Raw genomic sequence first — 20,074 nt, 5'->3', positions numbered from 1 at the left:
CGTGCATCGTGAACGCCTGGTTGAACTGCTCGTTCGACATGATCTGCAGACCCGGACGGGCCAGCTCGGCGCGCATGAACAGCGCCATCACACCGCCGATGACGAAGAACGCGAACGACGTGGCGAGATACAGCGTGCCGATCGTCTTGTGGTCCGTCGTCGTCAGCCACTTGACCACGACACTGCCGCGGTTCTGGCGCCTGACCGGCAGCTCGTCCTCGTAGTGGGACCCTGCTGCCGCGGCACCCTGGGGTTCGTTGAGGATGCTCACAGGTTGTTCGTCTCCCGGTTCTTCTCGTGGCTCGTCTGCGCGATGCCGGCAGGAACGTAACCGTTCTGCTGCTTGTCCACGAGGTCCTTGAGGTGCTGCTCGTAACGCTCCTGGGAGACGACCTTCACGTTGAAGAGCATCCGGGAGTGGTCGACACCGCAGAGCTCGGCACACTTGCCCATGAAGGTGCCCTCCCTGTTGGGAGTCACCTGGAAGGAGTTGGTGTGGCCCGGGATGACGTCCTGCTTCATCAGGAACGGCACCACCCAGAAGGAGTGGATGACGTCACGCGAGGTCAGGACGAAGCGGACCGTCTTGTCCTTGGGGAGCCAGAGCGTCGGGCCCGGGTTGCCCGTCTGCGGGTTCCGCGTACCGGGGGTGCCGCAGTCGTAGACGCCGCCGGCGTCGGCCGGGAAGTCCTTCTTGAAGCGGTCCGGGATCGCGTCCAGGTCCTTCGAGGTCTTGGCGTCCCCGGTGGAACCGGCGACCGGCTCGATGTAGTTGAAGCACCAGCTCCACTGGAAGCCGACCACGTTGATCGTGACGTCGGGCTTCTTCTTGAGGCTGAGCAGCTCGGACTCGTCACGAGCGGTGAAGTAGAACAGCACCGAGACGATGATGAGCGGAACCACGGTGTACAGCGCCTCGATGGGCATGTTGTACCGGGTCTGCGGAGGAACTTCGACCTTGGTGCGGCTGCGCCGGTGGAAGAAAGCACTCCACAGGATCAGACCCCACACCAGCACGCCGACGGCGAGCGCAGCCGCCCAGGAACCCTGCCACAGGGAGAGGATCCGCGGAGCCTCTTCCGTGGTCGGGGTGGGCATACCAAGGCGGGGGAAGTCTTCCCAGTTGTACGAGCAACCGGTGGCTGTCGCCAAGACCAGGCCCGCGGTCAGTGCCTGCAGCAGCTTCCGCCGCATCGGGCGCCGCGGCGAGCGGTCGGAGCCGTTGGGACTCACGTAGCGCCTTCCCGAGAGTCTCGCCCGCGCGGATCGGCTGCGGCCTGGCCTTCTCGCTGGTCGGTCGCGGCCCTGCGTCGGGCAGGGGTTTGGATGTTTATGCGGACCAAACCCTAGCCGACGCCCTCCGGGGGTTCTCGGGGAGGGGTGCCTAGTGGGGTGGGTGGTTCGCTGGTTTGGCGGCTGCGGGCTGTTTGTGGTTGTTCGCGCAGTTCCCCGCGCCCCTGGGGTTCGTTCCGCTCCCGGGCGTTCTAGCGTTGCGGTGTGGCCTACTTCGATGCTGCTTCCGCCGCTCCGCTCCATCCGATCGCCCGGCAGGCCCTGCTGGCCTCGTTCGACGAGGGGTGGGCGGATCCCGCGCGCCTGTACAGGGAGGGGCGGCGGGCCCGGGTGCTGCTGGACGCGGCGCGGGAGGCCGCTGCCGAGGCGGTGGGGTGCCGACCGGACGAACTGGCCTTCACCTCGTCCGGAACCCGTGCCGTCCACACGGGGATTGCCGGGGCGCTGGCCGGGCGGAGGCGGATCGGGCGTCACCTGATCGTGTCCGCGGTCGAACACTCCTCTGTACTGCATTCGGCGGAGCTTCTTGAGGCGGCCGGGGGGAGCGTCACCCAGGTCGCGGTCGACCGCACCGGGTTGGTGGACCCCGCGGCCTACGGCGCGGCCCTGCGCGAGGACACCGCGCTGGCGTGTCTGCAGTCCGCCAATCACGAGGTCGGGACCGCGCAGCCGGTCGCGGCGGTGGCCGAGGTGTGCCGGAAGGCCGGGGTGCCATTGCTGGTGGACGCGGCCCAGTCGCTGGGATGGGGGCCGGTGGACGGGGGCTGGTCGCTGCTGACGGCCAGTGCCCACAAGTGGGGCGGGCCGTCCGGGGTCGGGCTGCTCGTGGTCCGCAAGGGTGCGCGGTTCGCGGCGCAAGGGCCGGTGGACGAGCGGGAGTCGGGTCGGGCGCCCGGTTTCGAGAACATCCCGGCGATCGTGGCGGCGGCCGCGTCGCTGCGGGCGGTGCGGGCCGAGGCGGCCGAGGAGGCCGCGCGTCTGCGGGAGCTGACGGACCGGATCCGGGCGCGGGTGCCGCGGCTGGTGTCCGACGTCGAGGTGGTGGGCCATCCGGTGCGCCGGCTGCCCGGGGTCGTCACCTTCTCCTGTCTCTATGTCGACGGGGAGGCGCTGCTGCACGAGCTGGACCGGGAGGGCTTCTCGGTCTCGTCCGGATCGTCCTGCACGAGCAGCACGCTGACGCCGAGCCATGTGCTGCGGGCGATGGGTGTGCTGAGTGAAGGGAACGTGCGGGTTTCACTGCCGTCGGGGACTGCGGAGGAGGACGTGGAGCGGTTCCTGGCCGTCCTTCCCCGTGCCGTGACGGCGGTGCGGGAGAAGCTGGGGGCGCCGGTCGCCTCGGAGGTGGTCCGTGAGGAGGACGTCCTGGTCGTGGACTCCCTCGGCAAGCGCTGCCCGATCCCGGTGATCGAGCTGGCGAAGGTCATCGGCGACGTGCCCGTGGGCGGGCTGGTCCGGGTCCTGTCGGACGACGAGGCGGCCCGCCTGGACATCCCGGCGTGGTGCGAGATGCGGGGCCAGGAGTACGTGGGCGAGGAGCCGGCGGACCAAGGAACGTGCTACTTGATCCGCCGAGCGAGCTGAGAAAGGTCAGGTGCGCGGGGCTGTGTCGACATGCGGCTGCCGCCGCGGGGCGCGACCAGCCCCCACGCACCCGCGGCCGACGACGATCAGGCCAGATGCCCCTGCACTTCGAGAGCCGCCTCGTCCCCGTACGCCTTGGTGAACCGCTCCATGAAGTGCCCGCGCCGCAGCTGGTACTCCTGCGTCCCCACCGTCTCGATGACGAGGGTCGCCAGCATGCAGCCGACCTGGGCGGCGCGCTCCAGGGAGACGCCCCAGGCCAGGCCCGACATGAAGCCCGCGCGGAAGGCGTCGCCGACGCCCGTCGGGTCGGCCTTGCGCTCCTCGTCCGGCGTGCCGACCTCGATCGGGTCCTCGCCGGCCCGCTCGATGCGTACGCCGCGCGCGCCGAGTGTGGTCACCCGGTGGCCCACGCGGGACAGGATCTCCGCGTCGCTCCAGCCGGTCTTGGACTCGATGAGGCCCTTCTCGTACTCGTTGGAGAAGAGGTACGTCGCCCCGTCCAGCAGGATGCGGATCTCCTCGCCGTCCATCCGGGCGATCTGCTGGGAGAAGTCGGCGGCGAACGGGATGGACCGGGAGCGGCACTCCTCGGTGTGACGGAGCATGGCCTCCGGGTCGTCGGCGCCGATGGAGACCAGGTCGAGACCGCCGACGCGGTCGGCGACGGTCTTCAGCTCGATGAGGCGGGCCTCGCTCATGGCTCCGGTGTAGAACGAGCCGATCTGGTTGTGGTCGGCGTCGGTCGTGCACACGAAGCGGGCGGTGTGCAGCGTGTCGGAGATGCGGACGGAGTCGGTGTCGACGCCGTGCCGCTCCAGCCAGGCCCGGTACTCGTCGAAGTCCGCGCCCGCGGCGCCGACCAGGATCGGCCGGGTGCCGAGCTGTCCCATGCCGAACGCGATGTTCGCGGCGACGCCGCCGCGGCGGACGTCGAGCTGGTCGACCAGGAACGACAGCGAGACCGTGTGCAGCTGGTCCGCTACGAACTGGTCGGCGAAGCGACCGGGGAAGGTCATGAGGTGGTCGGTGGCGATGGAGCCGGAGACTGCGATGCGCACGGCGTGGACTCTCCTGAGGGAGGCGAACCTTGACGGTTCACGCTATCGGGTGGGCGGGGCGGCTCTGAAGGCATCGAAACTACCCGATAGTAGATCTTTCTCGGTGACCTCGACCGTGCATACGGTGCCGGTATGACGAACCTCAAGGTCCACGCCCCCGTTCCGGTCGATCTGGAGGGTGACCTGGCGTCGCTGCCGGGCTACGGGGCGCGGATGGCTCCGCACTGGGCGGTCCCCCGGATCGCTACGCGGCCGGTCTCCCCGGCTCTGATCCACGGCGTGTCGGTACCCCCGGCGTCGGCGCGGCTGCTCGACGCCATGGAGGACTACGGGGACTGAACGGCGCACTCGCGGGAACCGTGTGCTCCCCCGCTGCGTCCCATCGCTGTCCCCCGTAAAGGGGAGGCGGGATACGACCCACCAGCGGGCCCGTATGTGACGGGCCGGGTCCCATGGGACAGCTGTGCAGCCGAAGGAGCGATGCGGTGAACACCGAGCGACCCGACAACGACGACGACGCCAGGGAAGCGGGCGCCGGCGCCGACGCCCCGGAGGTCGAGGAGCCGGGTACGGCGGACGCCGAAACCACGGCGGAGACCGGGGAATCGCCGGAGGCCGCTGAGCCCGAAGAGGCCGAAGAGGCGGACGGGGCTGAAGGGGTGGACAGGGCCGAAGAGGCCGATGCCACCGCCGAGGCTTCCGAGGAGTCCGGTACGCCGGAAGCCGCCGAGGCGGGCGCCGTCGAGGCGGGCACCGTCGAGGAAGCCGCCGGGTCGGGCGCCCCCGAGGAAACCGCCGGGACGAGTGCGTCCGAAGACCGGCAGCCCGACGGCGAGTCGGCGGCCGCCACCCCGGAACCGGTCGGCGACCCCTCCCGCGACGAGGCCGGCGACGTCCCCCGCAACGAGCGCGATGAACGCGATGTACGCAACGAGCGCGACGTACGCGGCGACGAGGACCTGGTCCACCACGACGGTGGCCGCCCCCGTACCGCCCCCCGTACGCCCGCGATCATCGCCTCCGTCGCCGCCGCCGTGCTGCTGATCGGCGGTGGCGGGGCCTGGCTCGCCTCCAACGCGTCGAGCGGCGGTACGACCTCCGGCGCGCCCGGCGGGGACGGCACTCCCCCGCCGCTCGCGCTCGACGGCTACTCGGAGTCCACGGCGGGCGGCGACAACGGCATCGCGCCCGGCGAGCCCAACCCCTACGGCGCCACCTACCGGGTCGGCGGTCCCCTGCCGGACGGCCCGGCCACGGCGCCGGTGTACCGGGCACAGGGCGAGGTCACCAAGGAGGACGTGGCCCGGCTGGCGAAGGCCCTCGGGGTCGAGGGGGCGCCGGTGGCGCAGGGCGAGGCCTGGAAGATCGGGGGCCAGGACGAATCGGGGCCGAGCCTCCAGGTGAACCGGCAGGCGCCGGGCTCCTGGTCGTTCAGCCGGTACGCCCCGGGCACCGACAACTGCAAGGGCACCGACACCTGCACCGCCCCGCAGTCCGGTGGCACACCGGTGAGCGAGGAGGAGGCCGAGAAGGCCGCGGCGCCCGTGCTGAAGGCGGTGGGTCAGGACGACGCGAAGCGTGACGCCGGCCAGGTCATGGGGGCCCAGCGGGTGGTGAACGCCGCTCCCGAGGTCGGCGGACTGCCCACGCACGGCTGGACGACCGGGATCAACGTCGGCTCGGACGGCGAGGTCGTCGGCGGCAGCGGACAGCTGAAGACGCCGGTGAAGGGCGACACGTACCCGGTGGTCGGCGCCGAGCAGGCGCTGGAGCTGATGAACGGGCAGCCGAAGAACGACCACCGGATGGGCATCGGCGGCTGCGCCGGCCCGGTGCCGCTGGAGGACCGGCAGGAGCAGCCCTGCGAGCAGCCGTCGGGCGGTACCTCAGGGCAGGACACGGTGACGGTCGAGAGCGCGGTGTTCGGGCTGGCCGCGCACGTCGTGGACGGACGGCAGGCGCTGGTGCCGTCCTGGCTGTTCGAGGTGACGGCGCCGGGCGCGCAGGACCCGTTCACGGTGACATACCCGGCGGTGGAGCCGAAGTACCTGGCCTCCCCCGAGCCGAGCGAGCCGAGTGACCAGCCGACCTCGGCTCCCGGGCCGCGCGAGGTGAAGGTGGACGGCTACCGGGCCGAGGGCTCGGAGCTGACGGTGACCTTCACGGGCGGGGTGTGCGCCGACTACGACGTGAAGGCGAGCGAGAAGGGCGACGAGGTGACGGTCTCCGTGACGTCGACCCCGTGGCCGGACAAGGTCTGCATCATGATCGCCAAGCAGTTCCAGAAGACCGTGCAGCTGGACGAGCCGCTCGGTGACCGGGCCGTGGTGAACACGGACGGCAAGGCGGTTCCGCTGGCCAAGGAGGGTGCACGGCTGCCGGCACCCCCGACGCGGGAGCGGTAGGAGCGACACACAGCGCGAAGGCGGCGGCCCCGTCGCAGGGGGCCGCCGCCTTCGTCGTGTCCGCGGCCGCCGGAGCGGCTCGGCTGGCTCAGCTGAAGGAGTCGCCGCAGGCGCAGGAGCCCGTCGCGTTCGGGTTGTCGATCGTGAAGCCCTGCTTCTCGATGGTGTCCACGAAGTCGATCGTGGCACCGCCCAGGTACGGGGCGCTCATGCGGTCGGTGACCACCTTCACACCGCCGAAGTCCTTCTCGACGTCGCCGTCGAGGGCGCGCTCGTCGAAGAAGAGCTGGTAGCGCAGGCCGGAGCAGCCGCCGGGCTGGACGGCGACACGCAGCGCGAGGTCTTCGCGGCCTTCCTGGTCGAGCAGCGCCTTGACCTTGGACGCGGCGGCGTCGGTCAGGATGATGCCGTCGGTGACGGTGCTGGTCTCGTCCGATACGGACATCTACATCTCTCCCGGGTTGTACGGAGACTGCTTGCCGACGGTTGCAACCGGCGGGGCCGCGGATTCATTCCGGGCCGGCGCTCGATCTCGGCTCCTTTTCATGCTCGCACACGCGCCCGGAACCGGAAAATGGCTCTTTCCGGGTCTTCCCGGGAATGAACGGGGGCCGACCGGGATTCACGTCACACAGACGCTATGGCCATCGTCAAAGTGACGTGAAGCGGTTATGATAGATAGCGTCAAATCGACGAAAAGTCGCAGAAACAGAAAGGGTGCGTGTCGTGACCACCGCCCAGACCCAGGAGCTCGACGTACAGCCGACGCCCCTCGCCCTGCTGCTCCTCGGCCGTGAGGCCGACCCGAAGAGCGAGCGTGGTGTGGAGTGTCCCGGCGACCTGCCCTCGCCGTCCGACCCGGACCTGGTGGAGCGCGCCCGCAAGGCGAAGGAGAAGCTCGGGGACAAGGTCTTCGTGCTCGGCCACCACTACCAGCGCGACGAGGTCATCCAGTTCGCCGACGTGACGGGTGACTCGTTCAAGCTGGCCCGTGACGCGGCCGCCCGCCCGGAGGCCGAGTACATCGTGTTCTGCGGCGTGCACTTCATGGCGGAGTCGGCGGACATCCTGACGTCCGACGACCAGAAGGTCGTCCTGCCCGACCTCGCCGCCGGCTGCTCGATGGCCGACATGGCGACGGCCGAGCAGGTCGCCGAGTGCTGGGACGTGCTGACCGAGGCCGGGATAGCCGAGCAGGTCGTGCCCGTCTCGTACATGAACTCCTCCGCGGACATCAAGGCGTTCACAGGCAAGCACGGCGGCACGATCTGCACCTCGTCCAACGCCAAGCGGGCCCTGGACTGGGCCTTCGAGCAGGGCGACCCCGCGACGACGAAGGTGCTCTTCCTGCCGGACCAGCACCTGGGCCGCAACACCGCGGTGCGGGACATGGGCATGTCCCTGGAGGACTGCGTCGTCTACAACCCGCACAAGCCGAACGGCGGCCTGACGGCCGACGAGCTGCGCGCGGCGAAGATGATCCTGTGGCGCGGCCACTGCTCGGTGCACGGCCGCTTCAGCCTGGACTCGGTGAACGACGTGCGCGAGCGCATCCCGGGCGTGAACGTCCTGGTCCACCCCGAGTGCAAGCACGAGGTCGTGGCCGCGGCGGACTACGTCGGCTCGACGGAGTACATCATCAAGGCCCTGGAGGCCGCCCCGGCCGGCTCCAAGTGGGCCATCGGCACGGAGCTGAACCTGGTCCGCCGTCTGGCGAACCGTTTCGCGCCCGAGGGCAAGGAGATCGTCTTCCTCGACAAGACGGTCTGCTTCTGCTCCACCATGAACCGCATCGACCTCCCCCACCTGGTCTGGACCCTGGAGTCCCTGGCCGAGGGCAACCTCGTCAACCGCATCGAGGTGGACAAGGAGACGGAGGCCTTCGCGAAGCTGGCCCTGGAGCGGATGCTGGCGCTGCCGTAACCCCGGACCCGTCGGTCGTCACCCCGAGCGCGGTGTCCGCTCGGGGTGCTCGGGGTCGAGTCCGAGCACACCGCCGCCCGCTGTGACCACCACCAGCCGCCGTCCGTCGACCAGCACCTCGGGGCCTTCGCCGGAGCCCTCGTCCTCGGTGCGCGCGGCTGTCCGCCACAGCCGGTCGCCCGTGCGGGCGTCGAATCCGGCCACGCGGCCGTCGGAACCCGCCGTGTAGACGATGCGCGTGCGCGCGTCGTACCGGGCCGGGCCCGGCCGGCGCACACCGGTCCGGGTCCGCCACAGCATGGCGCCGGACGAGGGGGACACGGCGGTGACCTCGCCGCCGGACGAGGTGAACCACAAGGTGCCGCCCGCCAGGGTCACCCGCCCGTGGTACGCCTCGGGCAGCTTCGTCCGGGCCGTCGAGCCCGTCCTGTCCATCAGCACGATCTCGGCGTACGCCGTGTCACCGTCCGGCCCCCGCTCCGGGCTCTCCGTCAGCAGGATCAGCCCGCCGTCGTGCGCTCCGACCAGGTCGGCGTCCGGCGTGGGCAGGGGCAGACGCCGGGCCGTCCCGTCGGTGAGATCGAGTGTGACGATCAGGGAGTCCTGCCTTTCGCCCTCCTGCTGTGCGAAGCACTGGAGGTAGAGGGCTCCCCCGGCCGGGGTGAGGCCGCAGGAGTGGCCCTCGGGCAGGGGTGCCGTCCAGCGTTCGGCGCCGGTACGGGGCGAGCGTGCGGTCAGCGAGGGGCCGTCGCCCCCGTCGGGCAGCACCACCACGTCGCCGGCCACGGCCGGTGGGGCGCTCATCTCGTCGACCTGGCGCGCCCACAGGCGGTCTCCCGTCGCGGCGTCGAGAGCGACGACACTGGTCACCTCGGCGTCGGCGGAGCCGCGCGTGACGACCTGCCGCACCAGCACGGTCTCGTCCCGGACCCCCAGGACGGTGGAGGAGTACCTCCCCTCGCCGGTCCCTGCCAACTCGGCACTCGCCCGCCAGACGGTCCTTCCTGTCCGCCCGTCCAGGCGTACCGGAAGGGTCCGGTCACCGCCGCAGTAGACCGCTCCCCCGGCGACCCGGCAGCCCGGCACGGGGGCTTCGGCGCCGGGGAGGTCCAGTGCCTGCCGCGCGCCGCGCTCCGCGGGCTCGTACACCGTGGTCCGCCAGGGCCGCCCGTCGGAGTCCCCGCCGCCCGCCGGGTCCCCACCCGGTGGGCAGCCGTGATCGGCACCGTCGCGGCTCTCGTGCTCGGGCTGACGGCGTACTCGCTGACCGGCGCGGACCCGGCCGGGGGCGAGGGGGCGGGGTCCGGGCCGGTCGTGGCGCAGGGACACCGTGGGCGGGTCGGCCGTCGGCCGGCCGGGCAGGACCGAGGCGAAGTCCTCGCCAAGCTCCTCGAGCCCGGGCCGGTCAGCGGGTCTCTTGGACAGACAGCGCGTCAGGACGCCGCGCAGCGGCTCGTCCACGCCGTCCAGCACTGGGGCGTCGTGGACCACCCGATACGCCGTCAGATAGGGGCTGCCCGCGTCGAAGGGACCGCGCCCGGTGACGGTGTACACCAGCAGTGCCCCGAGGGAGAAGACGTCTGACGCCGGGCCGACCGCGCGGGCGTCGACGAGCTGTTCCGGGGACATGAAGGGCGGTGTGCCGATCATCTGGCCGGTCTCGGTGAGGGTCTGGTGGTTCTCCGCCGCGCGGGAGATGCCGAAGTCGATGACACGCGGGCCGTCCTCGGCCAGCAGGACATTGGCCGGCTTCAGGTCACGGTGCACCACCCCGGCCCGGTGGATGTCGCGCAGGGCCCCCACCAACCCCAGTGCCAGCCCGCGCAGTTCGGTGTCCGGCAGGGCGCCCCGGTCGCGGATCCGCCGGGCGAGTGAGGGCCCGGGCACGTACTGGGTGGCCATCCACGGCCGCGCCGCCTCGGGGTCCGCGTCCAGGACCGGTGCCGTGAAGGCTCCGCTGACCTTGCGGACCGCCGCGATCTCCTGCCGGAACCGGGTCCGGAAGACGGCGTCGGCGGCGTACTGGGCGTGGACGACCTTGAGGGCCACGTCACGGCCCGAACGCGCTCTGGCCCGGAAGACGACACCCATGCCCCCGGCCCCGAGCCGGTCGAGCAGCCGGTAGCCGCCGATCGACTTCGGGTCGTCGCTGTGCAGCGGCACGCCCGAATCCCCTTCCCCCGCAGAGCCGTTCGAGGGCCTCAGGATACGTAACGGGAAACGGCGGTGGCCGGGCGCCGGACATGAGGGTCCGGTGCCCGGCCACCGCCGGGTCAGGCCGTCACACGCTCGCGTGCTCCGGCTCCTGCGCGGTCTTCTCCCGGTCCGGCAGGCCCTTCTTCGCCGCGCGCTTCTTCGCCCGGCGCTCCTTGCGGAGCTCGACCATCGCGTACAGCGTCGGGACGAGCAGCAGGGTGAGGAGCGTCGACGTCACCAGGCCGCCGATCACGACCACGGCCAGCGGCTGGGCGATGAAGCCGCCCTCGCCGGTGATGCCGAGGGCCATCGGCAGCAGGGCGAAGATCGTCGCCAGGGCCGTCATGAGGATCGGGCGCAGCCGGTGCCGGCCGCCCTCGATCACGGCCTCGACGACGCCGTAACCCTGCCCCCGGTACTGGTTGATCAGGTCGATCAGCACGATCGCGTTCGTCACCACGATGCCGATCAGCATCAGCATGCCGATCATGGCCGGGACGCCCATCGGAGTGCCGGTGGCGATCAGCAGGCCGATCGCGCCGGTGGCGGCGAACGGGATGGAGACCAGCAGGATCAGCGGCTGGACCAGCGACCGGAAGGTGCCGACCAGCAGCATGAAGACGATCGCGATGGCCGCCAGCATCGCCAGGCCCAGGTTGGCGAACGCCTCGTCCTGGTCCTCGGAGACACCGCCGATCGACGCCGTGGCGCCGTCCGGGAGCTTCAGCGCGCTGATCTTCGACTGGAGCTGGGTGCTGACCGCGCCGGTGTTGTCGCCGGCCGGCTTGGCGGTGATGGTGGCCGCGCGCTGGCCGTCGATGCGGGTCATGGAGACCGGGCCGTCGACCAGTTCGACGGTGGCGATGTCGCCGAGCTTCACCGCTCCGCCGAGGCGCAGCTCCTTCAGCTGCTTCAGGGTCTTGGCGGGCTTCGCCGAGCGGATGACGACGTCGCGCTCGGTGTCGTCCAGGACCGCCTTGGCCGCGGGGGTGCCGCGGACGGCCTGGGCGACGGCGCCGCCGAGGGTCTGGTCGTTGAAGCCGGCCGCGGCCGCCTTGGCGTTGGCCTTCACCGAGATGCGCGGCACGCTCTGCGACAGGTCGCTGGTGACGTCCGTGACGTCGTCGAGCGAGGCGACCGTCTTGCGGACCTCTTCGGACGCCGTACGCAGCACGTCGGCGTCGGCGGCCTTCACCACGACGCTGAGGTCCTGGGCGCCGAACCCGTCGCCGGCGGTGATGGTGGTCGTGCCGATGCCCTTCAGCCCGGCCAGGCCCTTCTCGATGCCGTCCTGGACGTCCTCGGCCGACGCCGAGTCCTCCAGCATCACCTGGTACGAGGCCTGGTTGGTGTCCGTGCCGCCGCCGAAGGCGGCCATGAAGCCGGACGAGCCGATGGTGACCTGGTAGCCCTTCACGCCCTCGGTGCCGGCGAGCAGCCGCTCGACCTTCTTCGCCTGGGCGTCGGTCGCCGCCAGGCCGGCGCCGGGCTTCAGCTCCTGCTTGACGGTGAGGACCTCGACCTCGCCCTGGTCGAAGAAGTTCGTCTTCAGCAGCGGCGCCATGCCGAACGTGCCGACCAGCACGACGATCGCGAGGGCCACGCTGGTGAGGCGGCGGCGGGTCGCGAACCGCAGGACCGGGACGTAGATGCGCTGGAGGCGGCTCCTGGCCTCCTTCTCCTCGGCGATCCGGCGGGCCTCGGCCGCGTCCTCGGGGGTGCCCTTGGGCGGGCGCAGGAACCAGTACGACAGGACCGGCACGACCGTCAGCGAGACCAGGAGGGACGCCAGCAGCGCGGCCGTCACGGTCAGGCTGAACGAGCCGAACAGCTCGCCCACCATGCCGCCGACCAGGCCGATCGGCAGGAACACCGCGACCGTGGTGAGCGTCGAGGACGTCACCGCGCCCGCGACCTCACGGACGGCCTGGAGGATCGCCGAGTGGCGCTCCTCGCCGTAACCGAGGTGGCGCTTGATGTTCTCCAGGACCACGATCGAGTCGTCGACGACGCGGCCGATGGCGATGGTCAGGGCGCCCAGCGTGAGGACGTTCAGCGACAGGTCGCGCGTCCACAGCACGATCAGGGCGAGGACCACGGACAGCGGGATGGACACCGCGGTCACGAGGGTCGAGCGGATCGAGGCCAGGAAGACCAGGATCACCAGGACGGCGAACAGCAGACCGAGCGCGCCCTCGGTGGTCAGGCCCTTGATGGACTTCGAGACCGCCGGGCCCTGGTCGCTGACGATCGTGAGGGTGGCGCCCGAGCCGAGGTCCTCGCGCAGGTCCGGGAGCTTGTCCTGGACGGCCTCGGAGATGGCGACCGCGCTGCCGTCGCGGTCCATGGTGACGGCGACGGCGAGGCTGGGCTTGCCGTCGGTACGGGTGATGGAGTCGGCCGGGGCCTCCTGCTGCTTCACCGTGGCGACGTCGCCGAGCCGCACCGGCTTGCCCTTGCCGGGCTCGCCCGTGACCCTCAGGTCCTGGATCTGCCGCAGCGAGGTGAGACCGCCGCCGACCTGGACGGTGCGGTTGGCGCCGCCCTCGGCGAAGGAGCCGGCCGGGACGGTCACGCCGCCCGCCTTGAGCGCCTCGGAGACGGACAGCGAGGTCAGACCCGCCTTGGCGAGCTTCGCGTCGTCGGGCGTGACGGTGACCTGGACGTCCCGGACCCCGTCGACGGTGACCTGGCCGACGCCGTCGATGCTCTTCAGGTCCGGCACGACGGTCTTGTCGAGCTGGTCGGCCAGGGCCTGCTGGTCCCGGCCGGAGGTGACGGCGAGGACGACGGTGGGGATGTCGTCCGTGGAACCGGCGACGACCTGCGGGTCGACGTCGTCCGGGAGCTGGACGCGGGCCCGGTTGACGGCCTGCTGGACGTCGGCGACCAGCTGCTTGGTGTCGTTTCCGTAGTCGAAGGACGCCATGATCACGGCGTTGCCCTCGCCGGCGGTGGAGGTGACGCCGCTGATGCCGTCGACGGCTTCGAGGGTGTCCTCGATGGGTTCGACGACCTGCTTCTCGACCACGTCCGGGGACGCGCCCTGGTAGGGCGCCAGCACGGACACCATGGGCAGTTCGATGGTGGGGAGCAGCTGCTGCTTGAGCTGGGGTATCGCGATCGCCCCGAAGACGAGCGCGATGATCGACATCAGCCCGATCAAGGCCCGTTGCGCGAGGCTGAACCTGGACAGCCAGGACATGGGTGAGGGTCTCTCTTCTGTTAACGGCAGAAGCGGCAGCGGACGCGCAGATGAGCGCCCGCCCCTACACCCTGAGCCATGCGGGAACCCGGTTTCGTAGCCCCCAGGTCCAAATCCTTATGCGGCGCATACTCCGGCCGCAGTACACCCGGGTCGGGCTCACTCCACCCTTGGACGGACCAGACCGGATTCGTACGCGGTGACGACCAGCTGGGCGCGGTCCCGGGCACCGAGCTTGGCCATGGCCCGGTTGACGTGCGTCTTCACCGTCAGCGGGCTGACTTCGAGGCGCTCGGCGATCTCGTCGTTGGAGTGCCCGCCGGCGACCAGGACCAGCACCTCGCGCTCCCGGACGGTCAGCGAGTCGAGCCGTTCGCCGCGGGCCGGGTCGCGGTCGCCGTCGGCAGGGTCGTCCGTGGCGAGGAACCGGGCGATCAGGCCCGTGGTGGCCGCCGGGGAGAGCAGGGCCTGCCCGCCGGCCGCGATCCGGATGGCGTTCAGCAGCTCCTCGGGCTCGGAGCCCTTGCCGAGGAAGCCGGAGGCGCCCGCCCGCAGCGACTGCACGACGTAGTCGTCGACCTCGAACGTCGTCAGGATGACCACCCGGACGTCGGCGAGCTCGGGGTCGGCGCTGATCAGGCGGGTCGCGGCGAGACCGTCGGTGCCGGGCATGCGGATGTCCATGAGCACGACGTCCGCGTGCTGCTCCTTGGTCAGCCGGACCGCTTCCGCGCCGTCGGAGGCCTCGCCGACCACCTCCATGTCGGGCTCGGAGTCGACGAGCACGCGAAAGGCGCTGCGCAGCAGCGCCTGGTCGTCGGCGAGCAGGACACGGATGGTCATGCGGGGTCCTCCCCGGTCGGTGTGCGGTTCTTGAGCGGCAGGATCGCATGGACGCGGAAACCGCCGCCGTAGCGGGGACCGGTGGTGAGGGTGCCGCGCAGGGCGCCGACGCGCTCGCGCATGCCGAGCAGCCCGTGGCCGCCACCGCCGTCCTGGGTCCCGTTCTCGCCGCTGCCGTCGTCGAGCACGGTGATCTCGATGTTCGGCCCGACCCGTACGACGCTGACCTCGGCCTTGGCCTGGGGCCCGGCGTGCTTCTGCACGTTGGTGAGGGCCTCCTGGATGATTCGGTAGGCGGCCAGGTCGACGGCGGCGGGGAGGGTGGTGCCCTGGTCGGCGCGGGCGACCTCGACGTGCAGGCCTGCGCTGCGGAAGGTGCCGGCGAGTTCGTCGAGGCGGTCCAGGCCCGGCGCGGGTTCGGTGGGGGCCTCCGGGTCGCCGGACTGCCGGAGCAGGCCGACGGTTGCGCGCAGTTCGTTGAGGGCGGAGCGGCTGGCCTCGCGGACGTGCGCGAGGGCCTCCTTGGCCTGGTCGGGCCGCTTGTCCATGACGTGGGCGGCGACCCCGGCCTGCACGTTGACCAGGGCGATGTGGTGGGCCACCACGTCGTGCAGGTCCCGGGCGATACGCAGGCGTTCCTCGGCGACCCGGCGGCGGGCCTCCTCCTCGCGGGTGCGCTCGGCACGCTCGGCGCGTTCGCGGATGGCCTGGACGAAGGCGCGGCGGCTGCGGACCGCGTCACCGGCGGTGGCGCCGATACCGGTCCAGGCGAAGATGCCGAGGTTCTCCTGGGCGTACCAGGGCAGGGGTCCGGCGGCCATGGCGGCGCCGGTCAGCACGGTCATCGTGAGCAGGCCGACCCGCCAGGTGGTGGGGCGGTCGGTGGTGGAGGCGACGGTGTAGAGGGCGATCACCGCGGACATCGCGACGGGGGCGCGGGGGTCGCCGGTGACGGACTCGATGACGGACAGCGTGCCCGTCAGGGCGAGGACCGCCATGGGGGCGCGGCGGCGGAAGACCAGGGCCGCGGCGCCGAGGGTCATGAGGAGGAGGCTGAGGGGGTCGGGGGTGCGCAGGACCCAGCTGACGCTGTCGCGGTGCCGGGGTTCCACGAAGGAGCCGGCGACCATGCAGACCAGGACGGCGAGGGCGAGGACGGCGTCCAGGGCCAGGGGGTGCGCCTTGGCCTGGTGCTTGGCCCGCGCGAGGGTGCTCACGGGTGTTTACGGTAGCTGGGCTCGCCGTGGCTGTGTGAGGTGCTCGGAGTCGGGGCTGAGGGCGGGGCGCTGGCGCAACCCGGCGCTGCGGGGTGCCGCTGCGCCCCACCGTGCCGCCCCCAGCGGCACGCATGCCCGCAGCGGGGGCGGCACGCATGCCTGCGGTCACGTCAGCCCGGGATCAGCCCGTCGTCGCTCAGGAGCTCCCGGACTTCCTCCAGCGTCGCGTCCGGGGACGGCAGGATCAGTTCCGACGGTTCCAGGGAGTCGTCCGGGAGGGGGGCGCCCAGGTCGCGGACCCTGGTCAGGAGGGCCTGGAGGGTGCGGCGGAAGCCGGGGCCGTCGCCGTTCTCCATTTCCGCCAGGAGTTCGTCGTCCAGCTTGTTCAGCTCGGCGAGGTGGCTGTCGGCCAGACTCACCTGGCCCTCCCCCATGATCCGTACGATCATGTCGCCCTCCTAGGCGTGGACCCCTACTGCTTGTCGAAGCGCGGAGTGTCCTGCGGCTGCTGCTGGGACTGCTGCCCGTTCGAGCCGCCCTCGATGGCCTGCTGCCCGCTGCCCGAGCCTCCGGCCAGTTCGGCCTTCATGCGCTGCAGTTCCAGCTCTACATCCGTACCACCGGAGAGCCGGTCCAGCTCGGCCTGGATGTCGTCCTTGTGCATGCCGGAGGGGTCGTCGAGGGCGCCGGAGGCGAGCAGCTCGTCGATCGCGCCGGCCCGGGCCTGGAGCTGGGCCGTCTTGTCCTCGGCGCGCTGGATCGCCAGGCCGACGTCGCCCATCTCCTCGGAGATGCCGGAGAAGGCCTCGCCGATCCGGGTCTGCGCCTGGGCCGCCGTGTACGTGGCCTTGATCGTCTCCTTCTTCGTGCGGAAGGCGTCGACCTTGGCCTGGAGCCGCTGGGCCGCGAGAGTGAGCTTCTCCTCCTCGCCCTGGAGCGTCGCGTGCTGGGTCTCCAGGTCGGTCACCTGCTGCTGGAGGGCGGCGCGGCGGGAGAGCGCTTCCCGGGCCAGGTCCTCGCGGCCGAGCGCGAGCGCCTTGCGGCCCTGGTCCTCGAGCTTGCCGGACTGCGACTGGAGCTGGTTCAGCTGGAGCTCCAGGCGCTTGCGGCTGGTCGCCACGTCGGCGACGCCGCGGCGGACCTTCTGAAGCAGCTCGAGCTGCTTCTGGTACGAGTAATCGAGGGTCTCGCGCGGGTCCTCGGCCCGGTCAAGGGCCTTGTTCGCCTTCGCGCGGAAGATCATCCCCATACGCTTCATGACACCGCTCATGGGCTTCGCGCGCCCCCTTCTGACCGACTCCGGCAGCTGCTCCTGCGACAGAACCCACAGTACGGGCCCTGCATCCATTACCGCACTGTTCGGGGACGGATGCGCTCATCCCCAAGGACGACTGCGTACGCTCCCGCTCCGGCGTAGGGAGTAGGTGGTCCCCGGGGTTACCGGAGCCGTACACCCCGGGAAACATCCGGAGGCGTGCGCAACGTCCCCTCTGTCCCCTTACTGACGACTGGTGTTGCCGGATCGTTCCCCACGGGGCTGGGGTCCATGCCCGGAAGCCCTTACCCTTGGGTTTTGTGTTCCGTAGCCGTGCGAAGGATGAGAAGGCCCAGGACGCCGACAAGGCGCCGGTGAACTTCTCCAAGCAGCCCCGCGACCCTCAGGCCCCCAAGGGCCGCCCCACGCCGAAGCGCAGCCAGGCCCAGAGCCAGCGCCGCAGCGTGGCCAACACGTCGATGACGCGCAAGGAGGCCGCCAAGCGACAGCGCGAGGAGCGCCGTACCGCGATGGAGCGGCAGCGCCAGGCGCTGGCGAGCGGCGACGAGCGCTACCTGCCCGCGCGTGACAAGGGACCGGTCCGCCGGTTCGCGCGCGACTTCGTCGACTCCCGCTTCAACATCGCGGAGTTCTTCCTGCCGATGGCCGTGGTCATCCTCGTGCTGAGCATGGTGCGGGTGGGCGCTCTGCAGAACATCGCGCTGCTGCTGTGGCTCGTGGTGATCGTGCTGATCGTGCTGGACTCGTTCGTCACGTCCTTCCGGCTGAAGAAGCAGCTGAACGAGCGCTTCCCGGGTGAGAACAAGCGCGGCGCCGTCGCCTACGCCCTGATGCGCTCCCTCCAGATGCGCCGGCTCCGGCTGCCGAAGCCGCAGGTCAAGCGCGGAGAGCGGCCCTGACCACGACGCCGTTCTCCGGGGGTGCGGCGGATGCCTGGCTGGACAAGCTGGGCGGGCTGCGCGATGTCGTCCGTCAGGAGCTGGTGGCCCGCCAGCTGGACGAGCAGATAGTCGGCCGGTTCCCGGTGGGTAAGCGCCTGCGGGTGCTGGACGTGGGGATGGGCCAGGGCACTCAGGCGCTGCGGCTGGCCCGGGCCGGCCACCAGGTGACCGGTCTGGAGCAGGACACGACGATGGTCGCCGCGGCCCGGGAGTCCCTCGCCGGGGAACCGGAGGGCATCCGGGAGCGGATGCGGATCATCGAGGGCGACGGCCGCGACACCGGCGTGCACTTCCTGCCGGGCAGTTTCGACGTGGTGCTGTGCCACGGCGTCCTCATGTACGTCGAGGAGCCCGACCCGCTGCTGGCGGGCCTCGCCCGGATGCTCGCGCCGGGCGGGCTGCTGTCCCTGCTCGTGCGCAACGGGGACGCGCTCGCGATCCGGCCGGGCCTGTCCGGTGACTGGTCCGGGGCCCTGGCCGCCTTCGACACGGTCTCCTACCGCAACCGGCTGGGCCTCGACGTGCGGGCCGACCGGCTGAAGGACCTGACGTCGACGCTCGCGGGGATCGGGGCGCCGCTGCACGCCTGGTACGGGGTGCGGGTGTTCACCGACACGGCGGCGGACGGCGCCGAGGCCCCGGCCGACGTGGAGACGCTGCTCGCGGTGGAGGAGAAGGCCGGGCGGACCGATCCGTACCGCGGGGTGGCCGCGCTGCTGCACCTGTGCGGCGTGCGGGGCTGACTCTCGGAAGAGGGGGTGTGGGCGAGGGCCGTCGGCCCCCGCCCACCGGGATCACGCCTCGGCCGCGTGCAGGCTCATCGGCCCGTAGATCTCCGTAGCGTCCTCGAACAGCCGCACCTGGTCGGCACCGCCCTCCTGGAGGGCCTTCCAGTGCTCGCCGATCCAGGACTCGGCGTCCCCCTGGGTGGGGAACTCCTCCGGCGTCACCGCGGGCTGGACCTCCGTCCCGTCGGTCTTCTCGAACCGCCACGTCCATGCCGCCATGTACGCCTCCCATGTGTGTGAGCACACTGCACAGCGAAAAGCCGGATCTTGGTCCGGCCCCTCCCAGAGCGTAAGCGCTCCGCTGGGTTCGGCGTTATATGCCTTGCGGGGTGCGGGGCGGTCGGACGCGTGCGGGTCGTCGTGGGCTGAGCGCGCCCGCGCGGCGGAGCCGCACATCGACACGGCCCGCGCCCCCAAGGGGGCGTCCCCATCACGCGTTACTCGTTGCGGCGGGTGAGAATCGGGGCGTGGAACTCACTCTGCTCGGTACTGGCGCGCCCACCGGACTCCCCCGCCCCGACTGTCCCTGCGCTGCCTGTGCGGCCGCTCTCGGGCCGGATGCGCGGGCGGCCACCGCGCTGCTGCTGGACGGGGCGCTGCTGCTCGACCTGACGCCGGGCGCGGCGTTCGCGGCGGCGCGGGCGGGGCGTTCCCTGACCGGCGTACGGCAGGTGCTGTTGTCGCATCCGCACAACGGGCCGGCGGTCGAGGTGCCCGCGGGGCTGCCGCAGCCCGGACGGGTGCCGGACGGGCGGGAGTTGACGCTGCTGACGGGGCACCGGGTGCGGGCGGTGGCGCTGGACGCGCCGGGCACGGGGTACGCGGTGACCGGGCCGGAGGGGCAGCGGCTGCTGTATCTGCCGCCGGGCGGGGCGCCCGCGGGTCTGGCGGAACCGGCCGAGGCGTACGACATGGTGCTCGCCGATGTCGTGGGGCGGCCGGACGCGCTGGCGAAGCTGCGGGCCGTGGGGGCGATCGGGCCGACGACCGACGTGCTCGCCGTCCATCTGGACCATGACGTGCCGCCCGGCCCCGAGCTCCGGCGGCGGCTCGCGGCAGCCGGGGCGCGGGCCGTGCCGGACGGGGTGACGCTGGCGGTGGGGGCGTACGAGGACGTGCCGGACGTGCCGCGGCGGACGCTGGTGCTGGGCGGGGCCCGGTCGGGCAAGTCGGTGGAGGCCGAGCGGAGGCTGGAGGCCTTTCCGGACGTGCTGTACGTGACGACCGATGCGGCCGCTCCCTGGCTGATCGTGGGGCTGGGCAATCCGGGGCCGGAGTACGCCGGGAACCGGCACGACGTGGGTTTCATGGTGGCGGATCTGCTGGCGGACCGGGTCGGGGG

17 protein-coding genes and 1 pseudogene are annotated in these 20,074 nt (G+C 71.6%); 7 read left to right on the top strand and 11 right to left on the bottom strand.

Annotation, left to right across the window (positions count from 1 at the left end; all coding sequences use genetic code 11):
• Both K4G64_RS30220 and coxB read right to left on the bottom strand, forming a co-directional pair.
• Window positions 1-271 (bottom strand): cbb3-type cytochrome c oxidase subunit I (locus K4G64_RS30220; RefSeq protein ID WP_221759125.1); only part of this gene is annotated, 271 nt, incomplete at its 3' end.
• On the bottom strand, window positions 268-1,233 hold the full coding sequence (gene coxB, locus K4G64_RS30215) for a cytochrome c oxidase subunit II (RefSeq protein ID WP_221759124.1): 966 nt from the start codon (window positions 1,231-1,233) through the stop codon (window positions 268-270). The genes coxB and K4G64_RS30220, both read right to left, overlap by 4 nt.
• Window positions 1,234-1,497: 264 nt before the next feature.
• On the opposite strand from coxB, the gene K4G64_RS30210 reads away from it, so the two are divergent.
• Entirely contained in the window at window positions 1,498-2,877 is a 1,380-nt protein-coding gene (locus tag K4G64_RS30210; protein ID WP_221759123.1) for a cysteine desulfurase/sulfurtransferase TusA family protein, read from the top strand.
• An 86-nt stretch (window positions 2,878-2,963) separates the two neighbouring features.
• On the opposite strand, the gene K4G64_RS30205 is transcribed toward K4G64_RS30210, so the two are convergent.
• Window positions 2,964-3,938, bottom strand: coding sequence for a carbohydrate kinase family protein (locus tag K4G64_RS30205; protein WP_221759122.1), 975 nt, complete (start codon window positions 3,936-3,938; stop codon window positions 2,964-2,966).
• Window positions 3,939-4,070: 132 nt separating this feature from the next.
• On the opposite strand from K4G64_RS30205, the gene K4G64_RS30200 reads away from it, so the two are divergent.
• Entirely contained in the window at window positions 4,071-4,277 is a 207-nt protein-coding gene (locus tag K4G64_RS30200; protein WP_221759121.1) for a hypothetical protein, read from the top strand.
• Between the two features lie 146 nt (window positions 4,278-4,423).
• Window positions 4,424-6,343 carry a hypothetical protein gene (locus tag K4G64_RS30195; protein ID WP_221759120.1) on the top strand — a complete coding sequence of 640 codons (1,920 nt, stop codon included), beginning with the start codon at window positions 4,424-4,426 and terminating at the stop codon, window positions 6,341-6,343.
• Between the two features lie 88 nt (window positions 6,344-6,431).
• Here K4G64_RS30195 and K4G64_RS30190 read toward each other — a convergent pair whose 3' ends face one another.
• The gene (locus K4G64_RS30190) at window positions 6,432-6,788 is read right to left on the bottom strand and encodes an iron-sulfur cluster assembly accessory protein (RefSeq protein ID WP_031109243.1); all 357 of its coding nucleotides are present in this window, start codon (window positions 6,786-6,788) and stop codon (window positions 6,432-6,434) included.
• Between the two features lie 281 nt (window positions 6,789-7,069).
• Here K4G64_RS30190 and nadA point away from each other — a divergent pair, with 281 nt between their 5' ends.
• Entirely contained in the window at window positions 7,070-8,266 is a 1,197-nt protein-coding gene (gene nadA / locus K4G64_RS30185; RefSeq protein ID WP_221759119.1) for a quinolinate synthase NadA, read from the top strand.
• Window positions 8,267-8,284: 18 nt separating this feature from the next.
• Here nadA and K4G64_RS30180 read toward each other — a convergent pair whose 3' ends face one another.
• From K4G64_RS30180 to K4G64_RS30155, 6 genes are all read right to left on the bottom strand, one after another.
• Window positions 8,285-10,429 carry a PQQ-binding-like beta-propeller repeat protein gene (locus tag K4G64_RS30180; protein ID WP_221759118.1) on the bottom strand — a complete coding sequence of 715 codons (2,145 nt, stop codon included), beginning with the start codon at window positions 10,427-10,429 and terminating at the stop codon, window positions 8,285-8,287.
• 118 nt (window positions 10,430-10,547) lie between these two features.
• Window positions 10,548-13,667 carry an efflux RND transporter permease subunit gene (locus tag K4G64_RS30175; RefSeq protein ID WP_221759117.1) on the bottom strand — a complete coding sequence of 1,040 codons (3,120 nt, stop codon included), beginning with the start codon at window positions 13,665-13,667 and terminating at the stop codon, window positions 10,548-10,550.
• A gap of 159 nt (window positions 13,668-13,826) precedes the next feature.
• A complete protein-coding gene (locus tag K4G64_RS30170; protein WP_221759116.1) occupies window positions 13,827-14,510 on the bottom strand; it encodes a response regulator transcription factor in 684 nt (227 codons plus the stop codon).
• Window positions 14,507-15,727 carry a histidine kinase gene (locus K4G64_RS30165; RefSeq protein ID WP_221759115.1) on the bottom strand — a complete coding sequence of 407 codons (1,221 nt, stop codon included), beginning with the start codon at window positions 15,725-15,727 and terminating at the stop codon, window positions 14,507-14,509. The genes K4G64_RS30170 and K4G64_RS30165 overlap by 4 nt, the downstream gene beginning before the upstream one ends.
• 170 nt (window positions 15,728-15,897) lie before the next feature.
• Window positions 15,898-16,176: a hypothetical protein gene (locus K4G64_RS30160; RefSeq protein ID WP_221759114.1), complete on the bottom strand. Its 279-nt coding sequence runs from the start codon at window positions 16,174-16,176 to the stop codon at window positions 15,898-15,900.
• A gap of 23 nt (window positions 16,177-16,199) precedes the next feature.
• Entirely contained in the window at window positions 16,200-16,985 is a 786-nt protein-coding gene (locus tag K4G64_RS30155; RefSeq protein ID WP_260461168.1) for a PspA/IM30 family protein, read from the bottom strand.
• Window positions 16,986-17,302: 317 nt separating this feature from the next.
• On the opposite strand from K4G64_RS30155, the gene K4G64_RS30150 reads away from it, so the two are divergent.
• Both K4G64_RS30150 and K4G64_RS30145 read left to right on the top strand, forming a co-directional pair.
• The gene (locus tag K4G64_RS30150) at window positions 17,303-17,902 is read left to right on the top strand and encodes a DUF3043 domain-containing protein (protein ID WP_190898180.1); all 600 of its coding nucleotides are present in this window, start codon (window positions 17,303-17,305) and stop codon (window positions 17,900-17,902) included.
• A gap of 83 nt (window positions 17,903-17,985) precedes the next feature.
• Window positions 17,986-18,687 (top strand): bifunctional 2-polyprenyl-6-hydroxyphenol methylase/3-demethylubiquinol 3-O-methyltransferase UbiG, encoded by a 702-nt coding sequence (locus K4G64_RS30145; RefSeq protein WP_221759113.1) that lies wholly within the window; start codon window positions 17,986-17,988, stop codon window positions 18,685-18,687.
• Window positions 18,688-18,738: 51 nt separating this feature from the next.
• Here the strand turns inward: K4G64_RS30145 and K4G64_RS30140 are convergent, their stop codons facing one another.
• Window positions 18,739-18,951: a hypothetical protein gene (locus K4G64_RS30140; RefSeq protein WP_221759112.1), complete on the bottom strand. Its 213-nt coding sequence runs from the start codon at window positions 18,949-18,951 to the stop codon at window positions 18,739-18,741.
• 248 nt (window positions 18,952-19,199) lie between these two features.
• Between K4G64_RS30140 and K4G64_RS30135 the strand changes: the two are divergent.
• A pseudogene (locus K4G64_RS30135) lies at window positions 19,200-20,074 on the top strand (hypothetical protein); the annotation flags it as partial.

Source organism: Streptomyces sp. WAC04114 (genome assembly GCF_019733245.1).
GTDB lineage: Bacteria > Actinomycetota > Actinomycetes > Streptomycetales > Streptomycetaceae > Streptomyces > Streptomyces massasporeus_A.
This window is presented reverse-complemented; position numbering and strand designations above follow the sequence as displayed.

Bases quoted from the DNA above. Each gene is read 5' to 3' on its own strand.
- K4G64_RS30175 (WP_221759117.1), bottom strand. From the start codon at position 13,667: ATGTCCTGGCTGTCCAGGTTCAGCCTCGCGCAACGGGCCTTGATCGGG.
- K4G64_RS30170 (WP_221759116.1), bottom strand. From the start codon at position 14,510: ATGACCATCCGTGTCCTGCTCGCCGACGACCAGGCGCTGCTGCGCAGC.
- K4G64_RS30200 (WP_221759121.1), top strand. From the start codon at position 4,071: ATGACGAACCTCAAGGTCCACGCCCCCGTTCCGGTCGATCTGGAGGGT.
- K4G64_RS30160 (WP_221759114.1), bottom strand. From the start codon at position 16,176: ATGATCGTACGGATCATGGGGGAGGGCCAGGTGAGTCTGGCCGACAGC.
- K4G64_RS30190 (WP_031109243.1), bottom strand. From the start codon at position 6,788: ATGTCCGTATCGGACGAGACCAGCACCGTCACCGACGGCATCATCCTG.
- K4G64_RS30140 (WP_221759112.1), bottom strand. From the start codon at position 18,951: ATGGCGGCATGGACGTGGCGGTTCGAGAAGACCGACGGGACGGAGGTC.
- K4G64_RS30155 (WP_260461168.1), bottom strand. From the start codon at position 16,985: ATGAAGCGTATGGGGATGATCTTCCGCGCGAAGGCGAACAAGGCCCTT.